Source organism: Clostridium sp. CAG:265 (assembly GCF_000436575.1).
Classification (GTDB): Bacteria; Bacillota; Clostridia; order Clostridiales; family Clostridiaceae; genus Clostridium; species Clostridium lentum.
The window spans coordinates 78,736-91,410 of the sequence record NZ_FR886619.1; the positions used below are offsets into that span (position 1 = coordinate 78,736).

Genomic DNA, 12,675 nt, shown 5'->3' on the forward strand with positions numbered 1-12,675 from the left:
AATCTACTATAATAAATATATGCATATGTATAATAGAAAATATTAATGCTTATAAAACAAATTTATTAATATTATAAAAGGAGGAAACTATGTTTTTTATAGGGATTTTTGGCATAGAACATAGGGAAAAGATAATAAAAGAAATAAATAATCTTACATGTAAAAGATGTTTACAAAATGTTACAGGTAAATTGGTAAAGCAATATGATTATTTTCATTTTTTCTTTATACCTATATTTAAGTGGCGTGAAGAATACTACCTTATTTGTGAGAATTGTAGCTGTGTATTTAAAGTTTCTAAGGAAAAGGGAAAAAGTATTGAGCATGACAATGATATAGAAATAAATTATTGGGATTTAAAAGAAGAGGAAAATACATGGAGGGAAAAAATATGCCCAGGCTGTGGAAGAGAGGTTGATTCACAATATAGTTATTGTCCATATTGCGGTAATAGAATTAAATAAAATATTGTAATAGAAAATAAAAGGGCATTATAAATTGCCCTTTTCTTAATTAATCATTTAAAATTGCTGTATTAAGATTGTCATTAAAGATACTTTCATCTAGTTCACCGTATTGTTTAGCAATTATTGTTGTACATACTGCATCACCTGTAACATTGACAGCAGTACGACACATATCTAATATTCTATCAATTCCCATTATAAGACCTATTCCTTCAACAGGTAGTCCTATAGAATTAAAGACCATTGATAGAGTGATCATACCAACGCCAGGAACACCAGCAGTACCTATGGAAGCAAGTGTTGCTGTAAGTATTACAGTAAGGTAATCATTTAATCCTAGGTTGATACCAAAAGCTTGAGCAACAAATACTACAGCTACACCTTGCATTATAGCAGTCCCATCCATGTTAATAGTTGCACCAAGTGGTACAGTAAAAGATGATATGTTTTCAGAAACACCTAATTTTTCATCTAATGTTTCAATGGATAAAGGAATTGAAGCATTAGATGATGCTGTAGAAAATGCAAAGCTCATAACAGGAGCAAATTTGCTTAAGAATTTTATTGGGCTTAGTTTTGTAAAGCCTTTAAGCATAAGCATATATGTTACTAAGCAATGAATAGCTAATGCTAAAAATACTGCAAATATATATTTTAAAAGTGGAGCAAAAGCATTCCATCCCATAGTTGAAAAAGTTGTGGCTATAAGGCAAAATACACCTATTGGAGCAGCCTTCATAACTATTGTTGTCATCTTCATCATAATATCATTAAATTGTGTAAAAAACTTACCAACTGTTTCAGCTTTATCCTTCAATTGTGCTAAAATAAGGCCAATTAAAAGAGCAAATACTATTATTTGAAGCATATTTCCTTCAGCTAATGAATTTATAGGATTAGTTGGAATTATATTTAATATTACATCAGAAACTGCTGTACTTTCTGCTATAGTTGTTTCAGCAATTTCCATAGTAGATAAATCAAGACCTAAACCAGGATTAAGTAATTTTCCTATACCAATGGAAAGAGTTATTGCTATGGCTGTAGTTGCAATATAGAAAGCTATGGTTCTAGCACCTACTTTACCTAGTTTCTTAGTATCTCCAATAGACATACTACCGCAAACAAGTGAACAAAATACTAAAGGTACAACTAGCATTTGCATTGCTCGAACAAATCCCTTACCTATAACTTTAAAAACACCATTAATAATAAAATCATCCTTAATGTATCCACTAGGTAATTGGTATAAAATAATACCTGTAATGGCTCCAAGAATTAAGCATATAAAAATTTTCGCTGTCAAATTTAATTTTTTTCTCATAAGTATCCCCCTTTGTTTTTATAAAATGCAATTTTCGAAAATATAACTTGCAAAATATAAATATATTTATACCATAAAAAGAAGAAAATGACAATAGTGGAAATAAGAAAAAATCTATATTGATCTTGATATGTAAAGCTTTAGAGCTGTTAATTTGAAAAACAAATATAAATATTTACAAAAAATAACTTTCGTTTTTTGCGATTAAAAAAGTTAAATATCAGCAAAGATTGAGACTGTATAGTATATATAAATGAGAGAAGCAAGTTGACAAGAGTTATGATATTTGTAATACTAAAAATATAACTGTAAACGATTACTAAGTTGCATTTAGAGTTTTAAAATTTCTATTTATGTAGGTAATAACAGAAAGTGAGAGTTACTACATAAAACATATGCATTTATGCAATCAATATGTTTTATGTGGTTATTTTTATTTAATATATATTTTGAAAGGATTGGTATAAAAAATGAAAAAGTATGTTATTGCATTAGATCAAGGAACCACAAGTTCAAGAGCTATTATTTTTGATAAGGATCAAAATATATTAGATATAAGTCAAAAGGAATTTACACAAATTTATCCTCATGAAGGATGGGTGGAGCATAATCCAATGGAAATATGGTCCAGTCAATATGGTGTTTTACAAGAAGTGCTGGCTAAATCTAATATAACTCAAGAAGAAATAGCAGCAATTGGTATTACCAATCAGAGAGAAACAACTATTGTATGGGATAAATATACTGGAGAACCTGTATATAATGCCATAGTATGGCAATGTAGAAGGACTGCTGCAATTGTTGATGAATTAAAGAAGGATAAAGAGTTTGCTAAATATGTAAAAGAAAGTACAGGGTTATTATTAGATGCTTATTTCTCAGCAACAAAAATAAAATGGATTTTAGATAATGTGGAGGGAGCTAGAGAGAAAGCTGAAAAAGGAGAATTACTTTTTGGAACTGTAGATACATGGATTGTTTGGAAATTAACTAATGGAAAAGTACATGTTACAGATTATACAAATGCATCTAGGACAATGTTATATAATATCAAAGAACTTAGATGGGATGAGAAGATTATCGGAAGATTAGGTATTCCGATGTCTATGCTTCCAGAAGTGAGAAATTCTTCTGAGGTTTATGGATATACCAATCTAGGAGGAAAAGGTGGTATAAGAGTACCTATCTCTGGAATGGCTGGAGACCAGCAATGTGCACTGTTTGGACAAACTTGCTTTAAAGCTGGAGATGTAAAAAACACATATGGAACAGGATGTTTCCTTTTAATGAATACTGGAGAAAAAATGATTGAAAGTAAAAATGGCCTATTAACCACCATTGCCGTTGGCATAGATGGTAAAGTTCAATATGCTCTAGAAGGTTCCGTATTTGTTGGTGGAGCTGTAATTCAATGGATTAGAGATGAGTTAGAGCTAGTGAATGATGCTGCTGATACAGAATACTTTGCAGGTAAAGTAAAAGATAACGGTGGAGTATATATAGTACCTGCCTTTACAGGACTTGGAGCTCCTTATTGGGATATGTATGCAAGAGGAACTATATTAGGACTTACAAGAGGTGCTAATAGAAATCATATAATAAGAGCTGCATTAGAGTCCATTGCTTATCAATCAAGAGATCTTATGGATGCAATGGAAGAGGATTCAGGTTGTAGACTTAATAGTATTAAGGTTGATGGAGGAGCTAGTAGAAATAATTTCTTAATGCAGTTCCAAGCTGATATAACTGGAACAAAGGTAATTAGACCAATAATTACAGAAACAACCGCATTAGGGGCAGCATATCTTGCAGGATTAGCTGTTGGCTTCTGGAAATCAAAAGAAGAGATAACTACAAAATGGTGTGTAAGCCAAGCGTATGAGCCACAATATGATGAAGATAAGAAAGAAAAGCTTTATAGAGGATGGAAGAAAGCAGTAACAAGAGCTATGGCATGGGAAGAAGATTAAAAAATAATAGAAAATAAAAGAGGGGATATATGTATTTTAATAGGATTAATTAGCAAGAGTAAATTTTTGAAAAGATACTAAAAATAAAGTCTCAATATACTATATATGTAGTATTCAATATTAATAAAGTGGCTGTAAAAAAAGTCCCTTTTTAAATATTATAATTGTGTTATAATGTTATAGTTAATTTTATAAAGATGAGGTGATTTTAATGAGCGAAGATATCTTAAAGAAAATTACCCTTGAAATTAATAAACATGAAAGCTTAGAAGATAAAGAGTTAAATATAATAAGATTTCAGCTTTTAAAAAAGAGTAATATTTTAAAAGTAATTTTAAGAGGAAAAGAAAGATTAGCCATAGAAGAAGAGGAATTAATAAAGAAGATAATATGCAAGACCTTAATGATTAGGATAACTATAGAAATTCTATTTTATAAAGATGCTTCAAATATTTCTTTAGAAGAAGTGGTAGAAAGTCATTGGTTTGAATGTATTTCAGATACCATAAAGAAAACTCCATTATGTAAGACATTGCTTTTAAGTAGTAAAAGAGTTGTTGAAGGAAATAAGGTAATTGTATTAAATGGATATGACAAAGTAACTGAACATTTAAAGTCAAAATATGGCGATAAATCTATTGAAGGTACCATTGAAGCTATATTTGGTCTAAAATGTAAGGTGGAAATAAGATTTGATCCATCTATGGAAGTAATTATAGATTATGCTGAAAAAGAAAAGAATGAAAGAGCTCTTTTAAATAAGGTGCTGCAAGCCAAATCTTTAGAAATACAAAAAGCAGGAAGTAGCTACAAAGAAAGTGGCAAGGCACAAGAAAAGAAATCTACCGAGAAGAAGCCATATGAAAAGAAGGAAAATACATATAAAAGAGAACCTAAGAGTGAAAACTCTATTTATGGAAGAAATATATCTATTGAAGCAATACCAATTAAAGAGGTTAATGAAACTTCTGGATATGTGGCAGTTTTAGGAGAGGTATTCAAGGTTGATACTATGGAAACTAAGACTGGAAAGATAATACTAACATTCTTTATTACAGACTATACTGATTCAATTACAGTAAAATGCTTCTTAAAGCCGCAGGAAAAAGGTGAGGTTCTTGATAATATTAAAACGGGGCTTTATTGTAAGGTAAGAGGGGAAGCAGTATATGATACATATGCTAGAGAAGTTGTTATCATGGGACGTGATATTTTAAGAATGAAAAAGTTAGAGAGAATGGATGGGGCAACAGAGAAAAGAGTTGAACTACATTGTCATACTACCCTGAGTGCCATGGATGGGACTACTCCAGTTGGGAAAATCATTGAAAGAGCTGCTAAGTGGGGACACCCTGCTATAGCTATTACTGACCATGGGGTTGTTCAAGCTTTTCCAGATGCACAAATTGCCGCAAAGAAAAATAAAATTAAAGTTCTTTATGGTGTGGAAGGATATTTAGTTGATGATGGTATTCCTTTAGCAATTAATGAAAAAGGTCAAAATTTAGATGACACATATGTGGTTTTTGACTTAGAAACAACTGGTTTTTCACCAAAGAATGATAAAATTATTGAAATAGGAGCGGTAAAGGTTAAAAATGGGAAAATAATCGATAGCTTCAGTGAGTTTGTCAATCCTAGAAGACCAATTCCTTATAAGATAACAGAACTTACAGGGATAAGTGATGATATGGTAAGATATTCAGATTCAATAGACTTTGTACTACCAAGATTTATGGATTTTATAGGAGATGCAGCAGTAGTAGCACATAATGCCAGCTTTGACTGTAGCTTTATTGAAAAAAATTGCAAAGATTTAGATTTACATTTCAATGCTACTATTCTTGATACTGTACAGATATGTAGATTTTTATATCCTGAATTAAAATCAGTTAAGCTTAATTTAGTGGCTAAACATTTAGGTATAAAGCTTACAAGCCACCATAGGGCTGTAGACGATGCTAAAGCAACAGGTGATATATTTGTAGAGTGTATTAAGAAGATTAAAGAAGAATATGAAGTTTCAGACTTAAGTGAACTTAATAAGATTTTCTTAGAAAAGGTTGATATTAAGAAACTTCCAACATATCATATTATAATTTTAGCAAAGACTCAGGAAGGTATAAGAAATTTATATAAGCTTGTGTCAGAGGCTCATATAGATAATTTCTTTAGACGACCTAGAACTAAAAAATCAAGGCTTGCTGAAATGAGAGGTGGGCTAATTATTGGTGGTGCATGTGAAGCAGGTGAAATTTATAGAGCTGTACTTGGTGGTAAAAATGATGAAGAAGTAAAAGAGATAATGAGCTTTTACGATTATGTTGAAATTCAGCCAGTTGAAAATAATGCTTATCTTATAGAAAAGGGAAATGTAAAAGATGAAGATGAGCTTAAGGATATAAATAGGAAGATTTATAATTTAGCCAAGGAAGTTAACAAGCCAACAGTAGCTACAGGAGATGTACATTTTTTAGAGCCACAGGATGAAGCATTTAGAAGGATTATAATGGCTGGGCAAGGATTTGGAGATGCAGAAAATCAACCACCTTTATACTTTAAAACTACAGAAGAAATGTTAAAAGAATTCTCTTATTTAGGTGAAGATATTGCAAAGGAAGTTGTTATAAAAAATCCACAGGAAATTGCAGCTTCAGTTGATATATTAAAACCTATTCCTGATGAGACATATCCACCTAAGATTGAAGGGGCTGATGACGATATAAGGAATATGACCATGAATAAGGTTCATTCAATATACGGAGAAAACCTACCAGAAGTAGTGCAGAAGAGACTTGATAAAGAGCTAAACTCTATCATAAATAATGGATACGCAGTTCTTTATCTTATAGCACAAAAACTGGTGGCTAAATCATATGCAGATGGATATCTAGTAGGTTCTAGAGGATCTGTTGGATCTTCTTTTGTTGCAACAATGTCAGATATTACAGAAGTTAATGGGCTTCCACCACATTATGTGTGTCCAAAATGTAAGAAGTCACAATTCTTCTTAGATGGATCAGTGAGTTCAGGGGCTGATTTACCAGATAAGGATTGCCCAAATTGTGGAGTACCATATATTAAAGATGGTCATGATATACCATTTGAAACTTTCTTAGGATTTGAAGGAGATAAGGAACCAGATATAGATTTAAATTTCTCAGGGGATAACCAAGCTGATATACATAAGTATACAGAAGTTCTTTTTGGTAAGGGATATGTATTTAAAGCAGGTACAATAGGTACAGTGGCAGAAAAGACTGCCTATGGATTTGTTAAAAAGTATTTAGATCAAAAAGGTGAGATTGCTTCACAAGCAGAAATTGAAAGGTTAACTATTGGATGTACTGGAATAAAAAGAACTACAGGACAGCATCCAGGTGGAATAATGGTTGTACCAAATTATACAGATGTATATAATTTTACGCCTATACAAAGACCAGCAGATGATAACACATCAGATGTAACAACAACCCATTTTGATTACCACTCAATTTCAGGAAGACTTCTTAAGCTTGATATACTAGGACACGACGATCCAACGGTATTAAGGATGCTACAAGATATAACTGGAATAGATCCTAAAACAATACCGTTGAATGATGAGAAAGTATTATCATTATTTACCAGACCTGATGCTCTAGGAGTTACCAAAGAGGAACTTGAATGTGAAGTAGGTTCCTATGGGCTACCGGAATTTGGAACTAAGTTCGTAAGGCAGATGCTTGTTGATACACAGCCTAAAACATTTTCTGACTTAGTGAGAATTTCAGGACTTTCTCATGGTACAGATGTATGGCTTAATAATGCACAATACTTTATTAAGGAAGGATATACTACCTTAAGAGATTGTATAGCCACAAGAGATGATATTATGGTGTACCTTATGTATAAAGGTGTACCGCCTAAAACAGCCTTTACTATTATGGAAAGTGTAAGAAAGGGTAAAGGGTTAACAGAAGAATTTGAAAAAATAATGAGAGAAAATAAAGTTGAAGATTGGTATATAGAATCTTGTAAGAGAATTAAGTACATGTTCCCTAAAGGGCATGCTGTTGCATATTGCATGATGGCTGTGAGAGTTGCCTATTACAAGGTGTATTATCCATTGGCATATTATGCAACATATTTTACGGTAAGAGGTGCAGATGATTTTGATGCAGAGCTTATTTGTAAAGGCGAAAGTGCAGTACATGCTAAATTACAGGAATTATATGCTTTAGGAAATAGTGCAACGGTAAAAGATAAAGGTCTTATTACAGTTCTTGAATTATCATTTGAGATGTATAAAAGAGGTTTTGAAATGCTTAAAGTTGATTTATATGAATCTGATGCAACTAAATTTCAAATAGTAGGTAATGCTTTAAGACCCCCCCTTAGCTCCCTGCAAGGAGTTGGAGTGAATGCAGCCAAAGCAATATTTGAAGCAAGAAAAGATGGGGAATTTATTTCTAAAGAAGACTTAAGAATAAGGTCTAAAGTATCAAAGACTGTTATTGAAACATTAAGTGTACATGGATGCTTAAAAGGAATGTCAGAAACTAACCAACTTTCATTATTCTAATAAAAACTCATGTCAATATTAACTAGCTACTGTCAAAAAGACAAATAGAGTTAATGGGACATGAGTTTTTATGTAAAAAATATATCATTATGGAGAAATTTTCAATATGATAAGGAATGAAGAAATGAACCAATTTATCTTTGTAACATAAAATATAGCAAAAGTAATTTAGAGGTGTATATAGTGACATATAGTTCTATTTATAATATGATTGGCTTCAATAATGAAGTGGATAGATTAAAGGCACAAGTAAAGTTAGGATGGGAAAAAGAATTTAGAACATTAAAATGGCTTGGACTGAAAAATGGAATGGATATATTGGATGTGGGAGGTGGACCGGGGTTTTACAGTGAAAAGCTTCTGGAAAATCTACCAGATTCAAATGTAACTATATTAGATGTAGATGATAAACTCCTTAAGATTGCTCAAAATAGACTTTCTAATAGTTATTATAAAAATAGAGTAGACTTTGAAAAAACAACTATATATAAAACTGGACTAAAAGATAATACTTATGATTTTGTAATATGCAGGTTTGTTTTGCAACATTTAGATAAACCTGTGGAAGCTGTAAGAGAAATATATCGTATTTTGAAGCCAGGAGGAATTATAGCTATTATAGATTCTGATAGTGGACTTATGGGAATAAGTGATCCTTCTTTCTTAATCAAAAGTGGCAGAAGCTTTTTTCAGGAAATAGAAAAGAGGGCTAGATGGAATAGAGAAATAGGAAGAAAGTTAGTTAAGATACTAAGAATATGTGGATATGAGGATTTGGATTTTGAAGCAGTGACCATTCATAGTGATATTATAGGAATGAAAAATATTTTAAAAATACCTAAAATTAATGATGAACAAATAAAGCTTTTAATGAGATATAATCCTACCGTAGGGAAGGTAATGCAGAAAGTTAAAGATGGAAGATTTGAAAATAGTTATACAATCATTTTATTGAATTTAATTGCCAAAGGAGTAAAAAAAATATGAGATTTTTCAAAATCTCATATTTTATGTTTTAAAGTCAAATTTGTTTGAACATCTTCTGCAAGTAACAACAATTTTTCCTTTACCTCTAGGAAGCCTAAGTTTTTGGTGACATTTAGGGCATTTAGTTATTTTATAGTTACGCTTTTCATTTAAAGAATTTTTAGCACTTTCCACTAATGGATAAAGATTGCCAAAGTGAAAATTAGGAATATTTGCAGGTAATGACTTCTTAAAGAGTGCTAAGAATTTATTACAATATGTATAAAATACATTATACTCCTGACGTCTCTTATAATACTTTTTAGAAAATGCTCTATAAAAAGATAAAATTAGTAGAATAAAAGAAAAAATTCTTGTTATTGGAAAGACATTTAATATTAAAGATATGAAGATCATAAAAATGGAAAGAAGATCAAAGCCATATCTATCATTATAATTAGTCATTTAATATCACTCCATTTGTAATTTTAATTACATTATAGTATATGATAGGGGGTAAAACAATTATATTTAAGTTTTAATAAGTAAAGTTTTTGTGAATTTACTGTATAAATTAAATGACTATAGAGATAATAAAGAGTGTAGGCTTCAAGTTATTATGAGTAGAACCTTATAATAACTTGGATTTTATATATGGGGTACTGCAAAATATCATTGCAGTACCTTTTAAAAACAATGTATTAATATTTTAGGGTATATAGGTATAAAATAGATAATATTGGGCTGTCGCACTAAATAATTAGTGCACAGCTCATTTTTGTTAATAAGTTACATAATAAAATACAATATAACCGAACTGGTAAGCATTTGTTTGAGATAAAAAAAGCTTAATAGTTAAATTTTTCAAGTTTTTTCTGTTAGCTTTATTAAAGTGCTTCTATTTTTAAATAATGTCTATCCATATCATAAAATATGCCTTAAATTTTATAAAAGTATAGAAAAGGAGCTATCGCTAACGGATTTTTTTATTTGCTATTGCGACAGCCCCACATATTTTCTGAAGAAATTTAACAAAAAATATATAAAAAATTAAAAGAAACTAATTGACTTAAAAAAGCATATAAACTAAAATTATACAATAAAAGGAATAGGAGGTAATATTATCGTGGAAAAAGGCAATATATCAATACATACAGAAAATATTTTTCCAATAATTAAAAAATGGCTATATTCAGATAAGGATATCTTTGTGAGAGAATTGATTAGTAATGGGTGTGATGCAGTTCATAAGCTTAAAAGACTAACATCATTAGGTGAAGCTAAAGTTGAAGAAGATAATGCTTATAAAATAGTAGTAAAGGTTAATAAAGATAAGAAAATTCTGTCTTTTAGCGACAATGGAATAGGAATGACAGCAGAAGAAATAGAAAAATATATAACACAAGTAGCATTTTCTGGAGCAGAGGATTTTGTTAAGCAGTATAAAGAAAGTGAAGATGAAGGAAAACAAATAATTGGACACTTTGGTTTAGGATTTTATTCAGCTTTTATGGTATCAGATAAGGTGCAAATTGATACTTTATCATATAAAGAAGGAGCAAAAGCTGTTAAATGGATTTGTGATGGTGGAACAGAGTACGAAATAGGTGATTCAAATGAGCAGAAAAGTAGGGGAACTACTATTACCTTATATATAAATGAGGAAAGTAGTGAATTTTTAGATAATTATAAGGTAAGATCTGTAATAGAAAAATATTGTTCTTTTATGCCAGTGGAAATATTCTTTGAAGATGAATGTGCAGAAAAGAAAGATGAGGAAAAAGAGACTCCTATAAATGAAATAAAGCCACTTTGGACTAAAATGCCAAAGGATTGCAGCGATGAAGAATATAAGGAGTTTTATAAGAAGGAATTTAAGGATTATAATGATCCGTTGTTTTGGATCCATCTTAACGTAGATTATCCATTTAATTTAAAAGGTATATTATACTTCCCTAAATTAAAACATGAGCTAGAAGTTACTGAAGGTGAAGTAAAGTTATATAACAATCAAGTTTATGTAGCAGATAATATAAAAGAAGTAATTCCGGAGTTTTTACTATTGCTAAAGGGAGTAATAGATTGTCCAGACTTACCTTTAAATGTGTCAAGAAGCTTTTTACAACAAGATAAAAATGTAATTAAGATTTCTAAACATATTGTTAAGAAGGTTTCAGATAAGCTGGTAAATGTATTTACTAATCAAAGAGAAAATTATGAAAGCTTTTGGGATGATATACAGATATTTATTAAGTATGGCTGTCTAAGAGATGAAAGCTTTTATGAAAAAATAAAGGAAATACTTATATTTAAAGATTTAAATGGTAAGTATTTAACTTTAAAAGAATATATGGAGCAATGTAAAGAGACTCATGAAAATAAGATTTACTATGTAAATAATGAAAATGAGCAAAGTCAATATATAAATATATTTAAAGAAAATAATCTAAATGCAGTTATTCTAAATTGTAGTATAGATAACCACTTTATAACTCTATTAGAAAGAGAAAATCCAAACCTTTCATTTTTAAGAATTGATTCTGATATAAGTGATATCTTAAAAAATACAGAAGATAGTGATGATAATGATGAGAAAATTAAAGAATTATTTAAGGAAATATTAAAAGATAAAATAGAAGAAGTTAAGGTTGAATCTTTAAAGAACGAAGAAATTACAGCACTTATTACAGTTTCAGAACAATCAAGAAGAATGATTGAAATGAGCAGAATGTATGGAAACATGGATATGGCAGCCATGTTTAAGGAAGAAAAAACTTTAGTTATAAATAGAAATAACAAGATTATAAAAAATATATTAACCATGGAAAATGAAGATAATAAAAATCTTATTTGCCATGAGATATTTGATTTAGCTAGGATTTCTAGTGGGGGATTAAGCCCAGAAGAAATTTCTGAATTTATTAAAAGAAGTAACAAGCTTATTGCAAATAATATGAAGATAGATTAAGAATATGAAAAAAGCTGTATCAAAGTTGATATAGCTTTTTTATATGTAATTATCATTAAGAAAAATTAATGTTTTTTTGTTTATTTTTAGTTTACATTTGTTGACGTTTTTGGTTTAAGTTAAAATTATTCATATGTAAAATCTCCAATTTAATTTAATCTAGTTGTATATGATAAGTATTTTATACTAAAAATGTGAGTTTGTTATAATAAATAGTGAAAGTTCATCTTATCTTCATAGAAAAAACAGATTTAAACACTGTTATTTTTTTAATCTAAAAAATATTATGATATTATAAAAATGTTTTAAAAACAAATAATAATTAAATATACAGTGAAAAAAATGATAGTATATAGGAAAAAAAATAATAACTTAGGGAAAAATGAAAATAATAATATAGATTATAATAAAGATAT

At 29.8% G+C, this 12,675-nt stretch carries 7 protein-coding genes; 5 read left to right on the forward strand and 2 right to left on the reverse strand.

Annotated elements, in window-relative coordinates; all coding sequences use genetic code 11:
- Positions 1–89: 89 nt before the first annotated feature.
- Positions 90–464 (forward strand): zinc ribbon domain-containing protein, encoded by a 375-nt coding sequence (locus tag Q5O29_RS07520; RefSeq protein WP_022212346.1) that lies wholly within the window; start codon positions 90–92, stop codon positions 462–464.
- A 49-nt stretch (positions 465–513) separates the two neighbouring features.
- Here Q5O29_RS07520 and Q5O29_RS07525 read toward each other — a convergent pair whose 3' ends face one another.
- Entirely contained in the window at positions 514–1,791 is a 1,278-nt protein-coding gene (locus Q5O29_RS07525; protein ID WP_022212347.1) for a dicarboxylate/amino acid:cation symporter, read from the reverse strand.
- Positions 1,792–2,261: 470 nt separating this feature from the next.
- Here Q5O29_RS07525 and glpK point away from each other — a divergent pair, with 470 nt between their 5' ends.
- The 3 genes from glpK (at position 2,262) to Q5O29_RS07540 (ending at position 9,312) form a co-directional block, all read left to right on the forward strand.
- Positions 2,262–3,761, forward strand: a complete 1,500-nt coding sequence (gene glpK / locus Q5O29_RS07530; protein ID WP_022212348.1) for a glycerol kinase GlpK — start codon at positions 2,262–2,264, stop codon at positions 3,759–3,761.
- Positions 3,762–3,972: 211 nt separating this feature from the next.
- Complete coding sequence (locus Q5O29_RS07535; RefSeq protein WP_022212349.1) at positions 3,973–8,325, forward strand: PolC-type DNA polymerase III; 4,353 nt, start codon at positions 3,973–3,975, stop codon at positions 8,323–8,325.
- 183 nt (positions 8,326–8,508) lie between these two features.
- The gene (locus Q5O29_RS07540) at positions 8,509–9,312 is read left to right on the forward strand and encodes a class I SAM-dependent methyltransferase (protein WP_022212350.1); all 804 of its coding nucleotides are present in this window, start codon (positions 8,509–8,511) and stop codon (positions 9,310–9,312) included.
- A gap of 21 nt (positions 9,313–9,333) precedes the next feature.
- On the opposite strand, the gene Q5O29_RS07545 is transcribed toward Q5O29_RS07540, so the two are convergent.
- Positions 9,334–9,756, reverse strand: a complete 423-nt coding sequence (locus Q5O29_RS07545) for a hypothetical protein (protein WP_022212351.1) — start codon at positions 9,754–9,756, stop codon at positions 9,334–9,336.
- Between the two features lie 655 nt (positions 9,757–10,411).
- Here Q5O29_RS07545 and htpG point away from each other — a divergent pair.
- Positions 10,412–12,259, forward strand: a complete 1,848-nt coding sequence (gene htpG / locus Q5O29_RS07550; RefSeq protein ID WP_186835290.1) for a molecular chaperone HtpG — start codon at positions 10,412–10,414, stop codon at positions 12,257–12,259.
- Positions 12,260–12,675: the final 416 nt, after the last annotated feature.

Bases quoted from the DNA above. Each gene is read 5' to 3' on its own strand.
- Q5O29_RS07520 (WP_022212346.1), top strand. From the start codon at position 90: ATGTTTTTTATAGGGATTTTTGGCATAGAACATAGGGAAAAGATAATA.
- Q5O29_RS07525 (WP_022212347.1), bottom strand. From the start codon at position 1,791: ATGAGAAAAAAATTAAATTTGACAGCGAAAATTTTTATATGCTTAATT.
- glpK (WP_022212348.1), top strand. From the start codon at position 2,262: ATGAAAAAGTATGTTATTGCATTAGATCAAGGAACCACAAGTTCAAGA.
- Q5O29_RS07535 (WP_022212349.1), top strand. From the start codon at position 3,973: ATGAGCGAAGATATCTTAAAGAAAATTACCCTTGAAATTAATAAACAT.
- Q5O29_RS07545 (WP_022212351.1), bottom strand. From the start codon at position 9,756: ATGACTAATTATAATGATAGATATGGCTTTGATCTTCTTTCCATTTTT.